At 63.9% G+C, this 19,537-nt stretch carries 21 protein-coding genes; 8 read left to right on the forward strand and 13 right to left on the reverse strand.

The annotated features are described in order from the left end of the window. The first annotated feature begins 239 nt into the window (after nt 1-239). Nucleotides 240-1,127 carry a hypothetical protein gene (locus QM801_RS19390; protein ID WP_415020844.1) on the forward strand — a complete coding sequence of 296 codons (888 nt, stop codon included), beginning with the start codon at nt 240-242 and terminating at the stop codon, nt 1,125-1,127. Between the two features lie 54 nt (nt 1,128-1,181). Here QM801_RS19390 and QM801_RS19395 read toward each other — a convergent pair whose 3' ends face one another. After that, nucleotides 1,182-1,814, reverse strand: a complete 633-nt coding sequence (locus tag QM801_RS19395) for a hypothetical protein (protein ID WP_415020845.1) — start codon at nt 1,812-1,814, stop codon at nt 1,182-1,184. A gap of 300 nt (nt 1,815-2,114) precedes the next feature. Between QM801_RS19395 and QM801_RS19400 the strand changes: the two genes are divergently transcribed. Continuing rightward, complete coding sequence (locus tag QM801_RS19400; RefSeq protein WP_415020846.1) at nt 2,115-2,894, forward strand: IclR family transcriptional regulator; 780 nt, start codon at nt 2,115-2,117, stop codon at nt 2,892-2,894. A gap of 3 nt (nt 2,895-2,897) precedes the next feature. Here the strand turns inward: QM801_RS19400 and QM801_RS19405 are convergent, their stop codons facing one another. The 7 genes from QM801_RS19405 to QM801_RS19435 form a co-directional block, all read right to left on the reverse strand. Continuing rightward, nucleotides 2,898-4,088, reverse strand: a complete 1,191-nt coding sequence (locus QM801_RS19405; protein WP_415020847.1) for a M24 family metallopeptidase — start codon at nt 4,086-4,088, stop codon at nt 2,898-2,900. 12 nt (nt 4,089-4,100) lie between these two features. Further along, entirely contained in the window at nt 4,101-5,699 is a 1,599-nt protein-coding gene (locus QM801_RS19410; protein WP_415020848.1) for an ABC transporter substrate-binding protein, read from the reverse strand. Nucleotides 5,700-5,821: 122 nt separating this feature from the next. Further along, nucleotides 5,822-6,580, reverse strand: a complete 759-nt coding sequence (locus tag QM801_RS19415) for an ABC transporter ATP-binding protein (protein ID WP_415020849.1) — start codon at nt 6,578-6,580, stop codon at nt 5,822-5,824. Further along, nucleotides 6,568-7,404, reverse strand: a complete 837-nt coding sequence (locus tag QM801_RS19420; protein WP_415020850.1) for an ABC transporter ATP-binding protein — start codon at nt 7,402-7,404, stop codon at nt 6,568-6,570. The genes QM801_RS19415 and QM801_RS19420 overlap by 13 nt, the downstream gene beginning before the upstream one ends. After that, entirely contained in the window at nt 7,401-8,306 is a 906-nt protein-coding gene (locus QM801_RS19425) for an ABC transporter permease (protein ID WP_415020851.1), read from the reverse strand. The genes QM801_RS19420 and QM801_RS19425 overlap by 4 nt, the downstream gene beginning before the upstream one ends. Continuing rightward, nucleotides 8,303-9,337, reverse strand: a complete 1,035-nt coding sequence (locus tag QM801_RS19430) for an ABC transporter permease (RefSeq protein WP_415020852.1) — start codon at nt 9,335-9,337, stop codon at nt 8,303-8,305. The genes QM801_RS19425 and QM801_RS19430 overlap by 4 nt, the downstream gene beginning before the upstream one ends. Before the next feature lie 33 nt (nt 9,338-9,370). Beyond that, nucleotides 9,371-9,880 carry a GAF domain-containing protein gene (locus tag QM801_RS19435; RefSeq protein WP_415020853.1) on the reverse strand — a complete coding sequence of 170 codons (510 nt, stop codon included), beginning with the start codon at nt 9,878-9,880 and terminating at the stop codon, nt 9,371-9,373. Nucleotides 9,881-10,227: 347 nt separating this feature from the next. Between QM801_RS19435 and QM801_RS19440 the strand changes: the two genes are divergently transcribed. Next, a complete protein-coding gene (locus tag QM801_RS19440; RefSeq protein ID WP_415020854.1) occupies nt 10,228-11,343 on the forward strand; it encodes a HAMP domain-containing protein in 1,116 nt (371 codons plus the stop codon). Next, nucleotides 11,340-12,008: a methyl-accepting chemotaxis protein gene (locus tag QM801_RS19445; protein WP_415020855.1), complete on the forward strand. Its 669-nt coding sequence runs from the start codon at nt 11,340-11,342 to the stop codon at nt 12,006-12,008. The genes QM801_RS19440 and QM801_RS19445 overlap by 4 nt, the downstream gene beginning before the upstream one ends. Before the next feature lie 9 nt (nt 12,009-12,017). On the opposite strand, the gene QM801_RS19450 is transcribed toward QM801_RS19445, so the two are convergent. From QM801_RS19450 to QM801_RS19470, 5 genes are read right to left on the reverse strand one after another with little or no spacing between them, the layout of a single operon-like run. Continuing rightward, nucleotides 12,018-13,499 carry an aldo/keto reductase gene (locus QM801_RS19450; protein WP_415020856.1) on the reverse strand — a complete coding sequence of 494 codons (1,482 nt, stop codon included), beginning with the start codon at nt 13,497-13,499 and terminating at the stop codon, nt 12,018-12,020. After that, nucleotides 13,499-14,467 carry a branched-chain amino acid ABC transporter permease gene (locus QM801_RS19455; protein WP_415020857.1) on the reverse strand — a complete coding sequence of 323 codons (969 nt, stop codon included), beginning with the start codon at nt 14,465-14,467 and terminating at the stop codon, nt 13,499-13,501. The genes QM801_RS19450 and QM801_RS19455 overlap by 1 nt, the downstream gene beginning before the upstream one ends. Next, a complete protein-coding gene (locus QM801_RS19460) occupies nt 14,464-15,378 on the reverse strand; it encodes a branched-chain amino acid ABC transporter permease (RefSeq protein WP_415020858.1) in 915 nt (304 codons plus the stop codon). Before QM801_RS19460 ends, QM801_RS19455 begins: the two co-directional genes overlap by 4 nt. Continuing rightward, nucleotides 15,375-16,115: an ABC transporter ATP-binding protein gene (locus QM801_RS19465; protein ID WP_415020859.1), complete on the reverse strand. Its 741-nt coding sequence runs from the start codon at nt 16,113-16,115 to the stop codon at nt 15,375-15,377. The genes QM801_RS19460 and QM801_RS19465 overlap by 4 nt, the downstream gene beginning before the upstream one ends. Then, on the reverse strand, nt 16,112-16,915 hold the full coding sequence (locus QM801_RS19470; protein ID WP_415020954.1) for an ABC transporter ATP-binding protein: 804 nt from the start codon (nt 16,913-16,915) through the stop codon (nt 16,112-16,114). The genes QM801_RS19465 and QM801_RS19470 overlap by 4 nt, the downstream gene beginning before the upstream one ends. Before the next feature lie 100 nt (nt 16,916-17,015). Between QM801_RS19470 and QM801_RS19475 the strand changes: the two genes are divergently transcribed. The 4 genes from QM801_RS19475 to QM801_RS19490 all read left to right on the forward strand — a co-directional run. After that, nucleotides 17,016-17,756 carry a GntR family transcriptional regulator gene (locus QM801_RS19475; RefSeq protein ID WP_415020860.1) on the forward strand — a complete coding sequence of 247 codons (741 nt, stop codon included), beginning with the start codon at nt 17,016-17,018 and terminating at the stop codon, nt 17,754-17,756. Beyond that, nucleotides 17,749-18,093 (forward strand): TIGR04076 family protein, encoded by a 345-nt coding sequence (locus QM801_RS19480; RefSeq protein ID WP_415020861.1) that lies wholly within the window; start codon nt 17,749-17,751, stop codon nt 18,091-18,093. Before QM801_RS19475 ends, QM801_RS19480 begins: the two co-directional genes overlap by 8 nt. Nucleotides 18,094-18,095: 2 nt before the next feature. Then, nucleotides 18,096-19,154 carry an aldo/keto reductase gene (locus QM801_RS19485; protein WP_415020862.1) on the forward strand — a complete coding sequence of 353 codons (1,059 nt, stop codon included), beginning with the start codon at nt 18,096-18,098 and terminating at the stop codon, nt 19,152-19,154. Nucleotides 19,155-19,230: 76 nt separating this feature from the next. Further along, nucleotides 19,231-19,537 (forward strand): ABC transporter substrate-binding protein (locus QM801_RS19490; protein WP_415020863.1); only part of this gene is annotated, 307 nt, incomplete at its 3' end.

Here is a 19,537-nt window from a genome sequence, read left to right on the forward strand (position 1 = left end):
GCCCAGTTAGGGAGGAGGAAAAAGATTCGCCAATGATTTCGGCGCAAGCAAGTTGGAATCACGCAGCTTTTTTGACGCATCCAAACACGGGTTGAAGCGGACGCGCAGCGCTCCTCCTGCGCCTGAAGTTCCCTAGGCAATATTGCAATCCGGAACTGAGTGACATGAGATCGGGCAATCGTGCCCACATACAATTGCGGGGTGTCCAGCTATGGTGCGGCGGAGTCGAGGAGTCGTCAGTGGTGCGTATCAAATGCTTCCCCGTGATCGTCTGCGTCATCGCGGCGGCTGCGATGCCGTATCGGTCAGCCGATGCCAAGGATGTCTCGCCTCCGGACAGGCATCAGGTGGAGATCACGGGCTACACGGGTGATGCGATGGAGCCGTTCATCACTGCCGACGGCAACTATCTGCTCTTCAACAACAGCAACGATCCGAAGGTGAACACCGATCTCCAGTGGGCGCTGCGCACCGGGCCCTATTCCTTCCAATATGGAGGAAGGATCGAAGGCGCGAACTCGCCAGCGCTGGATGGCGTGCCCTCGCTTGACCGAAGCGGGTATCTCTATTTCGTCTCGACGCGAAGCTACGACACCACCTTCTCCACCGTTTACCGTGCGCGCTTCGCAGCGGGCCGCGCCAGTGATGTGGAACTGGTAAAGGGTGTATCGCTTAACGTGCCGGGCCAGGTGAACTTCGATCTCGCGATCAGCGGAGATGGCAACACGCTCTATGGCGTGGACGGGGACTTCACCGGCGGGCCATTCCCCAAGACGGCGGACATCTTCATTGCCCGCCGCGCGGGCGATCATTTCGAGCGCCTTCCCGGTAGCGCGGCACTGCTGGCGGAGGTGAACACGGCCGATCTGGAATACGCCCCTGCGATTTCGGAGGATGGCCTCACGCTCTACTTCACGCGGGGCACGGGCAGCCTGTTCTGGCGCAAGACATCGATCTGGCGGGCGAGCCGGCCCTCGCTGCAGGAGCCGTTCGGCAGGCCGGAGCGGCTGGTCAAGAACAAGCGCTTTCCCGAGGCGCCGACCCTGGCCGATGGTGGCCGGACCTTCTGCTACCACGAGAAGGTGGATGACGTTTACCGGATCTTCTGCGCAGCTACGGCGCACTGACAGGCCGCGGGATCGCGCCAGTTGACGGGACCGGCGCGACCTGCGGACATCAGGTCATTTCAGGCATGTCCAATAGCGCCGGTGCCCTTCGCGAATGAACCAGCCGCATTCCATCTGGTCCGCAACCTTGGCCTCACGCCCCGCAGGCTTGCCGACAGTGTGCGGGCGCGTCGTGCCGCAGGAGCCGCCTACCGAAATACAAAGCGCGACCAGCTTCTTGCCGGACAGCAGGTTCAGTCGCACCTGCACGAGCTCAATCAGCTTGCGTCGGCTCAGACCATCACATCCCTTTCCGCCCGCCGACACACAGAGCGCCAGCAGCCGCTTTCGGCTGAGCACGGACAAGCGGGCATCGATCTGCCCGATGGTCGCCTTGGTCCCCATGACCGGCGTGCCCGATGCCGTGAGGCCGACCGACAGATTGGGCGAAATGTTGGACACCGTTGAGGTGGTTGCGGAGGTGATGCCGCCAACCGTGGATGAGAGGGACTTTGTCACGCCGCCGACACTCTGCGACACACTTCCGGTTGCGCCACCAACCGCTCCGCCGACTGCGCCTCCGACGCCGCCGACGGCACCACCGACAGCGTCTTTGAGTCCACCCAGACCGCCGGCCAAACATCCGGAAGATGCAAGCATCAATGATGCTGCAACCATACTGACGCGTACGTACTTAGACTTGGTCATCGTTCTCTCCTTTGAGAAGATTGCCTTGAGCAGCGGCCAGCCTCTTGCTGACCGGTGTCCGGCAGGATGACTCCGGGCCTTTTCCGCATTCCTACTATCTCGCTGAAAATGCGCCAGAAACGGATTTCTTATTGATGGTGTCCAAAAGCCGTTTGCAAAACAGTTTGTGCCGGCAGCAGCGCACGCCTGCATTTGCGGAACGCCTTCAAAATTTACCTTCATTTCGACTCTGCTGGAAATGAAGCAAGATACACTCCAACTGTATTTTGTAAGCTTCGAATTCGCGAAGAGAATACGGTCATGAACCAGAGCATCCGGGAAGCGAAACCCATACAATCCCTCAAGGTCGGGCTGCGTATTCTCGACAGCCTCGGCGAGTTCAAGCAGGGCGCGTCGCTCTCTCTTCTCGCCACACGATGCGATATTTCGCAGAGCAAGCTTCACCGCTATCTCGCCACCTTCGTGCAGAATTCCGTGGTGGTGCAGAATCCCAAGACCGGTGAGTATGCGCTGGGCGTTGCTGCCCTGAAACTCGGTCTCTCCGCGCTCAAGCAGATCAACCTGTTCTCGCGGGTGAACGATCAGCTCGAGACCATCGCGCGGATCACCAACTGCCACGCCTACATGACGGTCTGGTCGAGTGCGGGCCCCATCCTGATGCGCTGGGCCTACAGTACCGACAGTCTTGTGACCAATACGATCCCCGGCCAGGTCCTGTCGGTGACGCGGAGTTCGGCAGGCCAACTTTATGCGGCCTTCCTTCCGGAACATGTCACACGTGAGTTGGTGGAACGCGAGCTGTCGTCCTTTGGCATGACGGACGACGTCAGGAAAAACCTTCTCGAGCGGATCAAGAAGGTGGTGGAGAACAGGTTTGCGCGCTCGATCGGCGAATCCGAGCCGCAACTGCAATCGGTTTCCGTACCGGTCTTCGATTGGCATGACAGCTGGATGGTGACAGTGGGCGTTGCGCTTCCGGTCGAGAGCGATATCGTGCTCGTGGATGCAAAGCTGGACATCCTGAAGCAATTTGCAGAGCGGATGTCGATCCGCCCCACCGTTCATCCGATGATGCCGTGAGGATCACAGCCGCCGCAGCGTGCGTGGCAGCGGCGCCATCACCTCGCAGCCTTTGTCCGTGATCAGCAACTGATCCTCGATGATGAAGCCGCCGAGGCCATCGATGTACCATGGCGTCTCGAAGGCCATCACCATGCCGGGTTCGAGCACCGCATCGGACTCTTGCGCGATGAAGGGCCATTCCTCACTCCAGATCGAGGCGCCAACACCGTGGCCGAAATGGCCGCGGCCGTAGGTGTCATAGCCCTGTTGCCACATGGTCTGGGCAGTTGCGCTGTAGATTTCGGCAAGGGGCCGCCCCGGCTGCATCAGGGCAAGGCCTGCATCGAAGGCGCGGTGGAGTGCATCGTAGATCTTCTGCGCTTCGGGCCGCGGCGTTCCGATCACGGCTGAGCGCGCGCCGTCCGAGCTGTAGCCAGCGATGACGCAGCCCACATCCATCTTGATGATGTCGCCGGGCTGCGCGGGTGCGCCGGGGGCAAAGCCGTCTCCGCCCACGGCAATGTAGGACCAGGTGGAAGGCGGCGTGGCTTCGCCCTGCTGTGCTGCGCGGGCAAGGGCGGCCTCTTTCCAGATGCGGCTCATCTCGGCGGCAGTCATGCCGGGTGTGAGCGCCTCCAACAGATGGCTGAGGCCAGCATTTGCGTAGAGTGCGGCTCTGCGGAGGCGGGCGATTTCCTCCGGATGCTTGATGCTGCGCAGACGCTCGACGATCCGGGTTGCGTCGGTCCAGCGATAGGGCAGGGCGCGGAAGGCTTCGAAATCCGCAGCAGGGATGAATCCCAGTTCGAGCCCGATGCGGCCCGTGATCCCCTTCTCGTGCAACGCGTCCTGCAGGAGCGCCAGACTTTCGGTCAGGAGATATTGCGCCGGACGCGGCGTGCGGTGCGGCTTGGCGGTATCAAGCGGCCATGTATCGGTTTCGACCCAGAGGCGGAGTGTACGGACATCGCTGATGCCGGAGGCGGCGGCGAAGCTCCTCGCCTGCAAGTCGCCCACGATTGCCGTGAGCGGTTCGCCCACGTCGGCCGGGACGATCAGGAAGGCGGCACCGGCGCGCCGCCAGAACGTGGCGACGCCGGGGAAGGCACCGGTGGCATAGGACAGGGTTTCGGGCTGAGACAAAACGAGGGCCGAAAGGCCCTCGTTCTGCATGAGTATGGAGGCGCGGCGGCGATCAAGAAATCCTGTCACCGCCGACCGCCGTTACTTGGTCGTCAGGTTGTAGTAGACCACGTCGGCGCTCGGTCCGAAGATGAAGTTCTTCACGTTGGCGCGGGTCGCAACCTGCTTGGTTTCCTGGAACATGATGGCGTAGGGGCCTTCCTCCAGCACCTTCTTCTGTTCGTCAAGATACATCTGCTTGCGCTTGGCCTCGTCGCGCTCGCGCACGGCGTCGGCGGTCATCTTGTTCACCGCCTCGTCAGACCACGAGTTGCGCCAGGCAAGCGGCTTGCCCTTGCTGGCGGCATCGGAGTTGTCGCCGTTGTTGGCAAAGCCGTCGGCGTTGGTGTGCGGGTCCATGTAGTCCGGGCCCCAGTAGATCATCAGCAACTGATGCTCGCGGGCACGGTACTTGGTGAGCAGCGCCTTGGTTTCAGAGGGGATGATGTTCACCTTCACGCCGCCCTGCGCCATGGTGGCCTGCACCGATTGCGCGATGTTGGTGAAGGGCGAAGAGTTCGGCGCATCGAGAGAAATCTCGAAGCCATCCGGGTAGCCCGCCTCCTTCAGCAGCGCCTTGGCCTTCTCGGGATCGAGCTTGTATGGATTGTCGTCAAGGGCAGCCCAGAAGCCCGAGGCCCAGAACGACTGATGTACCTGGGCGCCACCCTGCATGATCGAATTGACGATGCCATCATAGTCGATGAGGTAGCGGAGCGCCTGGCGCACGCGCACGTCCTGCAGTTCCTTCTGCTTGACGTTCATGCCGATGTAATAGAGCAGGGCCTGCGGCGAGGGCGTGATTACCACGTCCTTGTTGCCCTTGAGGCTCGTGACCTGGTCGCCGGTCATGTTGAGGGCCACGTCGGTGTCGCCCTTCTCGATGAGCAGGCGCTGGGCTGCGGGTTCCGGCACATGGCGGATGACCACGCGCTTCATGGCGGGTTCACCGCCGCGGTAGCTCGGGTTTGCCTCCAGCACGACGCTTTCATTGGGCTTCCACGCCTTGAGGGTGAAGGCGCCGGAGCCGGCGGTGTTGGTCTTCAGCCATTCGTAGCCGAAGTCGCCATTCTTCTCGTGTTCCATGGCGGTCTTCTTGTCGACGACCGAGCCCACCACGGAGGAGAGCAAGGCGTTCACCAGTGACGGAGCGAAATCGACGCCGATCTTGACGACGAGCGTGCTGTCATCCGGCGCCGTCACCATCTGGTCGACGTTCTCGGGCGTCCAGCCGAGCTGGGAGAGCAGGAAGACGGGCGTCTTGTTGAGCTTGATCACGCGCTGCAGGGAGAAGGCCGCATCCTGTGCCGTCACGGGATTGCCGGAGGCGAACTTGAGGCCGGAACGGATCTTGAGGGTGAAGGTCTTGCCGTCCTCGCTCACGGTCTGGGACTCGGCCACGCCGCCCACCAGCTTGGTGATGTCGGTGGGCTCGAAGCGCATGATGCGGTCGTAGGTGTTGGCAAGCACCTGGATGCCGCTGAGTTCATAGGCCTCGGCCGGATCGAGCGAGATGATGTCGTCGATGTTCTCGGCGATGACGAGCGTGTCCTTCGGCGTTTCGGCCAGGGCCATCTGCGCCATGGGCGCCAGCGTCACGAGCGCGCCCGCCAGAAGCGCGAATTTCAACGTCTTGAGCATGTCTTTCTCCCTCAACACCCAATCACACAGGGCAGCGCTCCCGTTTGGGTGCCGGGGCGCAGCTTTCCGCATCACAGACCGTTTTCAGGGGCTTGGCAAGATGAGGAGAATTGAAGTGAGGCTCAAGCGCGGGTGAAGCCGCGGCTCGCCGCCACCAGTTTGCGGGTGTAGTCGGCTTCAGCGTTGCCGGAGCGAAGCTCGGCCGCGGTTACCACTTCCACAAGTTTTCCGCCCTGCATGATGGCGATCCGGTTGCAGAGGTGGGCAACAACGCCGAGGTCGTGGCTCACCAGGATGATGGTCAGCCTGTTGGCCTGCCGGAGGCCGGCAATGAGATTGAGGATTTCGGCCTGCACCGAGACGTCGAGGGCCGATGTCGGCTCGTCAAGGAGCAGGATGGGCGGCCGCAGGATGAGGGCCCGGGCAATGGCGACGCGCTGGCGCTGGCCGCCCGAGAGCTGGTGGGGATAGCGGAAGCGATGTTCCGGCTTCAGGCCCACCTCGCGCAGGGCGGCGGCGATGCGGTCGTCCTTGTTGTCGAGGCCATGGATGATGAGCGGCTCGCGCAGGATCTGGTCTGCCGTCTGGCGCGGGTGCAGGGAGGCGTAAGGGTCCTGGAAGACGAACTGCAACTGGCGGCGGTCAGCCTTGGCGCGGCGCTGCTGGGCGGCGCGGCCATTGACGCTGAGGGCGGTGCTGCGGCTCGGCACGAGGCCTGCGATGGCCTTCAGAACCGTGGACTTGCCGGAACCCGATTCCCCCACGATGCCGAAGCTCTCGCCATCGGCCACCGAGAAGCTCACGCCCTGAACGGCGTGAACGATCCTGCCCTCGTGGCTGAAATCCACGTGCAGGTCCTGCACCTCGATCATTCCAGCCATGCCGGGTCCCTCACGACGGTGGCCAGGGTGTCGCGCGGCTGATCAAGCGAAGGCGCCGCCGCGAGCAGGGCGCGGGTATAGGGATGCTGTGCCTTCGCCAGGTCCTTCGCCGCGATCTGCTCGAGGATGCGGCCGCCATACATGATCAGCACGCGGTCGCAGAAGCTGGAGACGATTGCGAGGTTGTGGCTGATGAAGATCAGCCCCATGCCACGCTTCTGCACGAGATCATCGAGAATGCGCAGCACCTCGTTCTGCACCGTCACGTCGAGCGCCGAGGTGGGTTCGTCGGCGATGAGAAGATCGGGTTCGGCCACCAGCATCATGGCGATCATGGCGCGCTGGCCCATGCCGCCCGACAACTGGTGCGGATACTGGCGGAAGACCGTGTCGGGGTCGCGGATCTTCACCGCTTCCAGCATGGCAAGGGCGCGGCGCTCGGCCTCCTTGCGGCTGGACCCCAGATGCAGCAAGCAGGTTTCGGCGATCTGGTCGCCGATGCGGCGCACCGGATTGAGCGAGTATTTCGGGTCCTGCATGATCATGGACATGCGGCGGCCACGGAGCTTCTGCCAGTCGCTGTCGCGGGCCTGAAGCAGCGATTGTCCGGCGAAATCCATGCGGTCGGCGGTGACGATGCCGGGCCGGGGGATGAGGCCCAGAAGGGCGCGGCCCATGGTGGATTTGCCGGAGCCGGACTCGCCCACCACACCCAAGCGCTCGCGGCCGAGCGTGAAGCTGGCATTGCGGAGCGCATGGGTGACGCTGCTCCGGGTGGCATAGGAGACGCTGAGGTTTTCGACCGAGAGGAGCGGCGCAGTCATGATGCGTCCTTCGGGTCGAAGACGTCGCGGAGGCCGTCGCCCAGCAGGTTGAAGCCGAGGCTCACACAGAAGATGGCAATGCCGGGGATGGTGGCGACCCACCACTGGTCGAGGATCACGTCGCGTCCGGCCGAGACCATGGCGCCCCATTCCGCTGTGGGCGGCTGGGCGCCCAGCCCGAGGAAGCCGAGGCCCGCTGCGGTGAGGATGATGCCCGCCATGTCGAGGGTGAGACGCACGATCACGGAGGAGAGGCAGAGCGGCACCACGTGATGGAAAAGGATGCGCCAGGTGGAGGCGCCCTGCAGCACCACGGCCTGGATGAAGTCGCTCTTGGCGATCGTGATGGTTTCGGCGCGGGCGATGCGGGCATAGGGCGGCCAGGCGGTGAGGGAGATGGCGATCACCGCATTCTCGATGCCGGGGCCGAGGGCGGCGGCAAAGGCGAGCGCAAGCACGAGGCGCGGGAAGGCGAGGAAGACGTCGGTGATGCGCATCAGAGTGGCATCGACCCAGCCGCCGAGGTAACCGGCGAGCGTTCCCACAAGAAGCCCGATGGGCGCAACCACGACGGAGACGAGGCCGACGATGGTGAGCGTCACGCGAGAGCCGTAGAGGGTGCGGGAATAGATGTCGCGGCCCAGTTCGTCAGTACCGAACCAATGGGCCGCGGACGGCGCCGCGAGGCGGTTGTTGAGGTCCTGCGCGATGGGCGAGATGCCGCGGTCGAGGAGCGGGGCGCAGATCGCGATGAGGATGAGCAGCGCCACGATCACGAGGCCCACCAAAGCCGCGGGGTTGGCAAGGATGGAGCGCCAGCGCCGGTAGAGGCTGCCGATCACCGCCTGCCGCCGCGATTGCGGGGCTTCGTCCATGAGCCATGTGATGAGGGATGTACTCATGCGCCGCGCAGCCTCGGATCAAAGACCTTGTAGAGCAGATCGCTCAGAAGATTGATGCCGATGAAGACGAGCCCCACCAGAATGGTGCCGCCCAGCACGGCGTTCATGTCGCCGTTGAAGAGGGCGCGGGTGATGTAGAGGCCGAGGCCGGGCCAGGCGAAGACGGTTTCGGTGAGAACAGCACCTTCGAGAAGCGAGGCATAGCTGAGGCCGATGACGGTGATGAGGGGCACGAGGATGTTGGGAAAGGCGTGGCCCCAGACTGCACCCCAATAGGAGCGGCCCTTGACGCGGGCGGCAGTGACATATTCCTGCGAGAGCTGCGCGATCATGAAGCTGCGGGTCATGCGGGCGATGTAGGCGAGCGAGAAGTAGCCGAGAATGGTGGCCGGCAGGATGAGGTGGCTGAAGGCATTGCGGAAGATGTCCCATTCCCCTTCGAGGGCGGAATCGATGAGGATGATGCCGGTGCGGGTGGTGACGATGTCGTCGTAGAAGACATCGAGCCGGCCGGTGCCCGAAACCCAGCCGAGCTTGCCATAGAAGAAGAAAAGCCCGACGAGGCCCAGCCAGAAGACGGGCACGGAATAGCCGAAGAGCCCCGCCACGCGCACCACGTGATCGGGCCAGCGTCCCTTGCGGGCGCCCGCGAGCACGCCTGCCGGAATGCCCACGGCCACGCCGATGATGATGGCCAGGGTCGCGAGTTCGAAGGTGGCCGGGAAAACCCGCACTAGGTCCGAGAGAACGGGCTGCGAGGTGAGCACGGACATGCCGAAGTCGCCGCTCAGCACCCGCTTGAGGTAGAGCACGTATTGCACGATGAGCGGCTTGTCGAGGCCGAGCGCCTGATAGGCCTGTTCGTAGACCTCCTTGCTTGCCTTGTCGCCGACGACGGCAAGAACGGGGTCGATTTTGGTGAGACGGCCGATGAAGAAGGTGACGGCGGTGAGACCGATGAAGGTGAGGATCAGGCTGGCGCAAAAGGACGCAAGCTGACGGATCACCCGTCCGGCCAAGTCCGATGCCATGCCTTCTGCCCCTTCACGTTGCGCGAGGCGTCATCATGCGGGGGTTTTTGCGCGGCTGTCAAACAGCATGGCGAGTGCGCAGCAGAGGCGGGCGGGAAGGGCAAGCAGGCTCTCGGCGGCGGCCACCCGCTCGGGTGTGTAGTGGTGCGCCGCAGCCAGCATGTTGATGGTGGCGACAAGTTCGCCGTCCAGCACGACGGGAAGATTGTGGACCGAGCCGCAGCCGAGCGAGGCGATGAGTTCGTGATCCGGGAAGACCTTGGCGATGTCCTCGATCGTGTTCGCGACGAAACTCCGCCGCTCGCCGTGGACGATGTCGAACCACTGGTCACGGTGGATGGGCTTGGTGCCCGAGACAGGGTAGGCCTCCGGGTGGCTGCTGAAGGCCCGACGGGCGAGCCCCGCCGCCATGTCGACCGTCATGACGGTGAAGAGAATGTGTCCCGGCATGTGGGCCGACAGGTGCTGGAGGGCCCGCCAGCAATCGTCGGCACGGCGCGCGGATGAAATGGCGGTGGTGAAGCGGTCGAGTTCAGCGGTCATGCGGGCGGCTTAGCGGCTTTGCTTCGGGTGCGAAATGCCCCCGCTTGCATAAGTATTCGGACCGCCGCGCTGTCGTTCTGTCATTGTGTTGGTTTGCCGCACTCACAGGTCATGCAGCCATGGCGTGTGTCTGAGTCGATTTTGGGCTGTTTCGCATCCGGCGGTAGAGCCCAGTTTGACAGTTCCGCAAAGTTCTCGCGTGGTCTTTCCACTTTGCATCTTTTGGTTGAAATCATGCCATTCAAATGGGCATTTCGTCAGTTTGGGACATGCTTTCCGTCCTACCCCCGACGCCAATGGGCACTTTTGCCCTGGGCTATCGGAGCGCTGCTCCTTCGGGGTGTCACATGATCTTTTCCCACATCAAGCTGATCTACAAGGTGATCGGCTGTTTCGTTTTCTTTGCCCTCATGGTCGGGGGCGCAACCTACATGTCGCTGCAGAAGATGCAGGAAGTGGGCGCTGCCTATGACAGCATCATCCATGAGGATGTGGTTGGTCTTCGCGACAACCTCCGGGCCAACATCGATGTGAACGTGATCGCCATCCTGGCCTACCGCCACCTGACGGCGGCAACCCCCGAAGCCAAGGACGCAACGGCCAAGGAGATGGACACCAGGGAGGAGGACTTCCTGCGCCAGATCGCAGAGGCGAAGCCTTTGGTGCCCGACCGTTTTGGTGCCCGCTTCGACGAAAATGTCGTCAGCTTCCAGAACATCACTGATACTCTCCACACGTTCGAAGCGGCGTCTCGCACCAACGACATCAGCACCGGCCAGATGTTAATGAAGGAGATCGAGACGCAGGTCGATGATCTCCGGACATCGATCCGTGGCATGAGCGACGAGATCCTGAAGAACATGAACGACGAAGTGGCGCAGGCCGACGCGATCAGCAAGGCGTCTGCCCTCGAGACCGCGGCCTTTATCGGCGGTGCCAGCCTGATCTCCATCGTGCTTGCCGTATTGGTGTTGCAGTTCAATGTTGTCCGTCCGCTCGGAGCTCTGGTCCGTGTGGTGCAGCGGTTGGCGGCCAGCGACTATGCTGTCGATGTGCCTGGCGTAAAACGGCGGGACGAGGTGGGCGTGCTTGCGAGCAACATCAATGTGCTGAAGCAGAATGCGCTGGAAGCCATCCGGATGCGCCAGCAGGCGATCGACGACGAGCGCGCGCTGGTGAACCGGTCGATCGGCACCGGCATCGGCAGCCTCGCCTCCAAGAACCTCACCTACCGCATCACCGAGAAACTGCCCGAGGCCTATGCCGGGCTGCAGAAGGATTTCAACGCGGCGATGGACGAGCTCGAGAATGTCATCCGCACGGTGACGGCGTCCACCCGCACCATCAGCAACGGCACGCACGAGATTCGACCGCTTCCGACGACCTTTCGCGGCGGACGGAATCGCAGGCGGCGAACCTCGAGGAAACGGCGGCTGCCGTCGCCGAGATCACCGGCAAGGTGAAGCTCTCGGCCCAGGGCGCCCATGAGGCCCGCGACATTGCTGCGAGCGCCCGGGAGAATGCCACGCGGGGTGGGCAGGTGGTGCAGAAGGCCGTCGACTCCATGCGCGGCATCGAGAAGTCTTCGAAGGAGATCACCAACATCATCAGCGTGATCGACGAGATCGCCTTCCAGACCAACCTGCTCGCCCTCAATGCGGGCGTGGAAGCAGCGCGCGCCGGCGAGGCGGGCAAGGGCTTTGCCGTCGTCGCCTCGGAAGTGCGCGCCCTGGCGCAGCGCTCGTCACAGGCGGCGAAGGAGATCAAGACCCTGATCGATTCGGCCACCGCTGAAGTGATCGAGGGTGTGACGCTGGTCACCGAAACGGGCGCATCGCTGAAGCACATCATCGAAAGCGTCGTGCGCATCAACGAGGTGGTGAGCAGTGTTGCTGCTGCCGCCGAAGAGCAGTCGGCCGGTCTTGCCGAGGTCAACACCGCCGTGGACCAGATCGATCAGACGACGCAGCAGAACGCTTCGATGGTGGAGGAAGCGACGGCGGCCACCCAGGAATTGGCCTCGCAGTCCCAGGAGCTTGCAAAGCTCGTGGCCTCGTTCGTGACGTCGGCCAGTGCCGCGCTTCAGAACAAGGCAATGCCGCGCTTGGCAGCGGTCCGGGCGTCGTGATGGGCGCGCCTAGGACTTCGCCTCGACCAGCGCCTCGGCCTCGATCTCGACTTCATAGTTGCCGATCAGGCCACCCGCCACAAGCAGCGTATTTGCCGGCATGATGGTGCCGAAGACGCGGCCATGGGCGCGGGAGACGGCTTCGCAATCCTCTTCCTTCCGCAGGAAGACGCGGGTGCGGATCACGTCTTCGATCCGGCCCCCTGCGGCGGTGAGGGAGGCGGCGATCTTGTCGAGGATGTAGGTGGTCTGGGCGGCTGCATTGCCCGGCGCCACGCAGCGGTTGTTGCCGTGGGTGGCGGTGGTGCCGGAGACATGGATCGTGTCGCGCAAGCGCACGGCGCGGCTGTAGCCGGCAATCGGTTCCCACTGGCTGCCGGACGAGACGCGCAGGCCAACACGATGCTTCATCGGCGCGGCGGCATAGGCCGAGGGGATGGAACTCAGATGATGGCTCAAGTCCCCAGAGGCGGTGAGGAAGGGCGGCTTGCGGTATTCATCACCGCAGTCACCGGGGATCGGTGTCATGCGGGCGAAGACCGAGTCCAGCGCGGCATGGTCGTCCGGCGTCAGTGAAAAATCGAAGACCTGCCGGTTGCTGTCGTGATGCGCAGTCTCGCCGATCCGCGCGCCGATGATGATGCTGGCGACGGCGGGCTGTTCCAGCACCCAGCGCGTTGCGACGTTCGAGAGCGAGACGCCATGCCTCTTTGCGATGCCATCGAGGGTGGCGAGAAGCTGCTGGAAGATGGTCCAGCCGCCTGCCGTGTCGATGAAGCGCTTGTACTTCGACTTGCTCCAGTCCGGAATGCTGGTGGGCTCGGGCTTGCCCAGCCATTTCTCCGAGAGGAATCCGCCATTGAGCGTGCCGTAGGCGAGCAGTTTCACGCCGGAGGCCGCGCAGGCGGCGCTGAGATCACCCGCGGCGCGGCGGTCCACCACCGAGAAGGACACCTGGTTGGAAACGATGGGAATGCCGTCGGCAAGGGCAAGCGAGAGATGGGCTGCATCGAAGTTGGTGACGCCGATGGCGCGCACCAGCCCTTCGGCCTGCAACGCCTTGATCTCGTGCAGGGCATCGAGCCAGGCGGGATGCTCGAAGCTCCACCAATGGAACTGCAGGAGATCCACTGTCTTCACGCCCAGCCGCGTGAGGCGCTCCATGACACCGGCCCGAACCACCCCGGGCGTCATCGGCCCCGGCTCCGGGCACCACTTGGTATAAGCGAGCGGCTTCTGTCCCTCCGGATAGCGCTTCAGCAGATTGGCGGTGATCAGTTCCGCCGTGCCGTAGTGGTCGGCCATGTCGAAGGCGGTGAAGCCGGCCTTCACATAGTCCTGCAGGGCATCGCCACCCTTTTGCGGGTCGATGGGCGTGCCGCTCCGCTCGATGTCAGCCACCTGCCAGAGGCCGCAGGTGATGCGCGGGATCGTCAGACCGCCGTTGAGGCCGCGATTGAGGGTACTGGTGGGCAGGGGCTTCTGTGTCATCAGGTCTTTTCCTTCGCTGCGCTGTCATCGACATGGCGCGAGACGGTCTTGAGTTCGCCCAGGAGGCCGCGCGGCCTGAGCAGGAGGACGAGGCAGATTCCGACGCCGATCATGACGATCTTGAGGGCGGAGGCACGAGCCTGCTGGTCGGGCGGCACGAGTTCGGAGATGAGCGCGCCGGAGAAGGCCCAGAGCGCCCACACCACGATGGCACCCAGGATGGCGCCGCGGTTGTTGCCCGAGCCGCCGACGATCAGCATGGCCCAGACCTGGAAGGTGAGGATGGGGACATAGCCGTCGGGCGAGACGTAGCCGATGAAATGTCCTTGCACCGCGCCTGCAAGCCCCATGATGGCCCCGCCCACGGCAAAGGCCTGGATGCGGAAGGAGGTGGCATCCTTGCCGAGTGCGGTTGCCGCGGCCTCGTCCTCGCGGATGGCGCGGAGCACGCGGCCCCAGGGGCTGCGCATCAGGTGTTCGAGGGCGAAATAGACGCCACCCGTGATCACCACGAGGATTGCGAGGTTGAGCAGGCTGAAGCGCAGCGGGTCACTGGCGAGCCAGCCGAAGGGGCGGGGAATGAAGCTGATGCCGAAGGGCCCGCCCGTCAGGGATTGCAGGTTGAGGGTGGCAAGCTGCACCACCACGGCGAATCCAAACGTGGCGATGGCAAGATAGTCCGCGCGCAGCCGCACGGTGAGGGCGCCGAGCAGGACGGACGCAAATCCGGCGGCGAGGGCGGCCACGATCCAGCCCACCACGATGGGAAGGTCGAAGCCGCCGAGATGGTCGGTGGCAGGTGGCGTGGTGAGAAGCGCCGAGACATAGGCGCCGATCCCGACGAAGCCTGCAACGCCGACGTTGAACAGTCCGGTCTGTCCCCATTGCACATTGAGCCCCAGGCACATGATCGCGTAGGTGAGGGCAAGCGTGAGGAAGAAGGCGCCGTAACTGATGAGCTCGATCATGCGGCGGGCTTTCCGAACAGGCCCTGCGGGCGCAGCAGCAGGATCGCCACGAGGATGACGAAGGAGACGGCAGCCCGCCACTCCGCGCCGATGAACTGCACGCAGAGCGCTTCGGCAAGACCGACGATGAGGCCGGCGAGCATGGCGCCCGGCACACTGCCGATGCCGCCAAGGATGGCGGCGGCAAAGAGCGGGAGGAGAAGATCAAGCCCCATGTGCGGGCGGATCTGTACGAGGAGCCCCGTCATGACGCCCGCAACGGCGGCGAGGGAAGCACCGAAGAACCAGACGAGACGGATGGTGCGGGCGACGTCGATGCCTGCAAGGCCGGCAAGCGCCTGGTTCTCACTCACGGCGCGCATGGCGCGGCCTGCGGCCGTGTGGGTGAGGATGACGTGGACGATCCCCACCAGCGCGGCAGCAAGGCCGAGGCCGAGCAACTGGTCCGGTGTGGCGCGCGCACCTGCAACAAGCGGACGTGCGATCTGCAGGGCATCGGTGAAGTAGTAGGGCTTCGAGGTGAAGAGGAATTCGAGCAGGCTGCGAAGCGTTAGCGCCGCGCCGAAGCCCGCCATCACCAGAATGATGATGGCGCCGCCCTGCTTGCGGAGCCGCGCGAAGAGAAGCCAGTCCACCACCAGCGCCAGTAATCCCGTGAGAACGATGGCAGCCACAAGCCCGATGGGCAGCGACCAGCCGAAGGAGAAGGGGCCGATTGATGTGGCGAGACCCGGCACCAGCATCCCCAGCGCCGTGCTCACGCTGAGGGCAAAATAGGCCGACCAACTGATGAGATCGCCATGGGCGAAGTTGGCGAAGCGCAGGATGGAATAGGTGAGGGTGATGCCGATGGCGCCAAGGCCGATCATGCTTCCCGCGATGAGGCCATCCATGAGGGTCTGGGCGATCATCCGGCACCCCGGGAAGCAGCACCGCCCAAATAGAGTTCCGCCAGCAGCGGATCATTGATGAGGTCGGCCGCCTTGCCCTGATGGCGCAGCTCGCCTTCGACGAGGATCACGCCGCGGTCGGCAATCGCGAGGGCGGCGCGGACATTCTGTTCGACGAGCAGCAGGGTGACGCCGGAGCGGTTGATCTCCTTCAGCATGGCGAAGACCGTGCCCACGATCTTGGGCGAGAGGCCTGCTGAAGGTTCATCAAGGATGAGCACACCCGGTTCGACGATGAGGGCGCGGGCCAAGGCCAGCATCTGCCGCTGCCCGCCGGAGAGAAGCCCCGCCCGCAGCTTCGGCCGCGCCGCGAGATCGGGGAACATGGCGTACATCTTCTGAAGGCGCGCAGCACGCAGCGAAGCCTCCAGCACGTCGGCGGCAAGCTGCAGGTTCTCGGCAATCGTCAGGCTCGCGAAGATGTTCTCGGTCTGCGGCACGAAGGCGATGCCTTCGCCGATCCGCTTGTGAAGGGGTGTTGCGGTGATGTCCTTGCCGGCGAGCAGCACGGTGCCGCCGAAGGTGGGCACGGTTCCGGCGATGGCCTTCACATAGGTGGATTTGCCCGCACCATTCGGCCCCAGAATGACGACGAGCTCGCCGCGGCCGATGGAAAGATCAACGCCCCGCACGATGGGGAGGTCGCGTTCATATCCGGCGACGAGGCCGCGCGTCTCAAGGGCCGGTGCTGCACTCATGCGGCGGCACCGAGATAGGCCTCGATCACCGCGGGGTGGCGCGAGACATCGCGGGCGGAGCCTTCGACAAGGAAGCGGCCACCCGCCATCACCACAACGCGCTGGCAGAGCCTGGTCACCATGTCCATGTTGTGTTCGATGAGCAGGATCGACTTGCCCTGCCGGTTCAGGTCCAGCACGCGGCCGATGATGAATTCGAGGAGGGTGGGGTTCACGCCCGCGGCAGGTTCATCGAGGAGCAGGATCTTCGGATCGGCCATCAGCACGCGGGCCAGTTCGAGCAGCTTGCGCTGGCCGCCGGACAGGACGCGCGCCGGTTCGTGCATGAGGGGCGTGAGCTTGACGAAGTCGAGAAGCGCCTTCGCCTTCTCCACCGCTGCACGCTCTTCATTAGCGACGCGGCGGAACTGCAGGAAGTTGGGCCAGATGTGCTCGCCTGCCTGGTTCTGGGCGCCAGTCAGGACATTTTCCAGGACGGTCATCTGCGGGAAGGGCTTGGGAATCTGGAAGGTGCGGCCGAGACCGAGGCCAATGCGGGCCTTGGCATCTCCCGGCGGCGCAGGGTGGCCATCGATGAGCACCGTGCCGCCGTCGGGACGGTAAGTGCCGGCGAGGATATTGAAGAGGGTGGTCTTGCCGGCGCCATTGGGGCCGATCAGGCCGAGGAATTCGCCATGGCCGAGGCGGAGGTCCATGCCATCGACCGCCTTCACGCCACCGAATGCCAGTGAAAGTCCGGACGCAGCGATTGCATGCGGCGCAAGTGCGCCAGAACGCACGTCTGCAGGGCTGCCATCCATCGGAACGCTGGCGTCCTCAAAAAGTTTGATCACAGATCACTGATTACACTTTACGTGCCCGCGGGTTGCAAGTAGTTTTTTCCGTGAAGAGGTGAGTGTGGTGGACAAGCCAGCGTCGGTTCAGAGCGTGAATGGGGGGCACGGGCTTGCGCCCATCACCCGTGAGACGGTGAACGACAAGGTTTATGCCGAACTCCGCCGCTCCCTGATCCACGGTATGTTTGCACCCGGCGAAACCCTGCGCATCGCCGACCTCGCCGACAGGTTCCAGACCAGCACCATGCCGGTGCGCGATGCGCTCAGCCGGCTTGTTTCCGAACATGCCCTCGAAGCCCTGCCCAACCGCTCGGTGCGCGTGCCGGTGATCACCCTCGACCGGCTGGAAGACCTGTCGCGGGCCCGCCGCCTCATCGAAGGGCAGGTGACGCTGCTCGCCATGGACAATCTCACGGCCGATGACTTCCGCACCCTGCGCACGCTGACGGAAGACTGTGAGCGCGCCTTCGTCAACCGCAGCCCGGACAGCATCCGCGCCGCGATCGAACTCAATCACGCCTTCCACAATCATATCTACCGCGCCGCCGGCTCGCGGGTTCTGACACCCGTGATCGAAAGCCTGTGGCTGCAGTCGGGCGCCTTCGTGCAGAAGGCTGCGTTCCTCCACGACGAGAAGCAGGATCCCGCCGGCACCCATCATCACTGGGCCCTCATCACCGCACTGGAACGGCGCGACGGGGCGGCGGCGGTGACCGCCCTCAACAACGACATCGCGCGGGCCTTCAATCTGATCCGCGTGCAGTTCGAGCGCGAGGCAACAGAGGGGCAGACCGCTCATGGCTGACGATTCATTCGAGCTTTACGACCTGAAGGTGGAAGTGGTGGTGCCTGAGGGCGGCAAGGTCTATTGCGGCGCCAAGCCCGGGGATCATTTCGAACTGCGGGGTGAGATGCTGCACCTGCCGCCGGGGCAGGGCTTCTCCATCTATTCGCTCTCTGCCGTTCTGCCTTTGCTCGCCGCCAAGCAGCGGCCCACACATCCCCATGACTGGATGTCGACCGATGCCGAGGTGGCCTGTCCCGATCCCAACTGTTCGACACGCCTTCGCATCACGCGGACGGGGCTCCGCCGCTTCAGCCACGCCCAGACGACGGCGGTGCCGTTGCCCAAGGATTCGTGACGATGCAGCGGATTACCCTTGCGCCCGGCTACGAGATCTCCCGCGTTATCCGCGGGGGCTGGCAATTGTCGGCGAGCCACAGCCAGAGCGTCAGCGACGATCCCGTGGCTGATATGATCGCGTTTGCCGATGCAGGGATCACCACCTTCGACTGCGCCGACATCTATACCGGCGTCGAGGAGATGATCGGCCGTTTCCGCAGTGAATACGCCCGCCTGCGCGGGCGAGAGGCGCTGGCCCGCATCCGCGTGCACACCAAGTTCGTGCCCGACATGGCGCGGCTTCGCGACATTACCAAATCCTATGTGGAAGGCGTGATCGATAGGTCGCTCCGCCGCCTCGGCATGGAACGGCTCGATACGGTGCAGTTCCACTGGTGGGACTACAGTGCCGAGCGCTGGCTGCAGGCGGCGCAGTGGCTTGAGGATTTGCGCAAGGCGGGAAAGATCAACCGCGTCGGCGGCACCAATTTCGACACGGCCCACCTGCTGGCGATGCGCCGCGCAGGCGTGGAGATGAGCTCCATGCAGGTGCAGTATTCGCTGCTCGACCGCCGCCCGGAGAAGAGCTTTGTCGACGTCGCCATGCAGGAAGGTGTCGCCCTCTATTGCTACGGCACGGTGGCGGGCGGTTTCCTCGGCAACCGTTGGCTGGGCGCTGCCGAACCGAAGCCGCCGCTCGAGAACCGCTCCCTCACCAAATACAAGCTCATCATCGATGACCTGGGTGGCTGGGATCTCTTCCAGGCGCTGCTGCGTGTCCTCGATGGCATTGCGCAGCGCCATGGAACCGACATCGCGACCATTGCGAGTGCCGCCGTGCTGGCGCGGCGCGGTGTCGCCGCGGTGATCGTGGGTGCCCGCAACCGTGCGCATCTTGCCGCCAATCTCCGGATTTCGGACATCGTGCTCGCGCCGGAGGACCTTCGCGCCATCGATGCGGTGCTGGCCGAGGCCCGCCCGCTCAAGGGCGATGTCTACGAATTGGAACGTGACGTTTCCGGTCACGGCTCCATCATGAAATACAATCTCAACAGCGAGGGGATCGCCAAGTCGGCTTGAGACTGTCTTTCATTCCATCAGAACGTCAACCAACGCGCCGGAATGATCCGGCCACTCCAGGGAAGGAAAAAGACCCATGAAGAAACTGCTTCTCTCCGCCGCTTTCGCGGCCGCCATCGCCGGTTGTCCCGGCCTTGCCGCCGCCGAAGACTGCACCATCACCATCGGCCTCGATCTCGAGCTGACGGGTCCGGCCGGCGCATACGGCGTGGCGGGCGCCAAGTCCGTCGAGATGGCGCTCCGTGATTTCAACGATGCGGGCGGCGCCAACGGCTGCAAGATCGTGACCGATACGCGCGACAGCCAGACGCAAGGCAACGTCGCCGTCGATCAGGCGACACAGCTCGTCAACATCAAGAAGGTTCCGCTGGTGATCGGCGGCA

Origin of the sequence: Aestuariivirga sp. (assembly GCF_047600585.1) — a bacterium.
Taxonomy (GTDB): Bacteria; Pseudomonadota; Alphaproteobacteria; order Rhizobiales; family Aestuariivirgaceae; genus Aestuariivirga.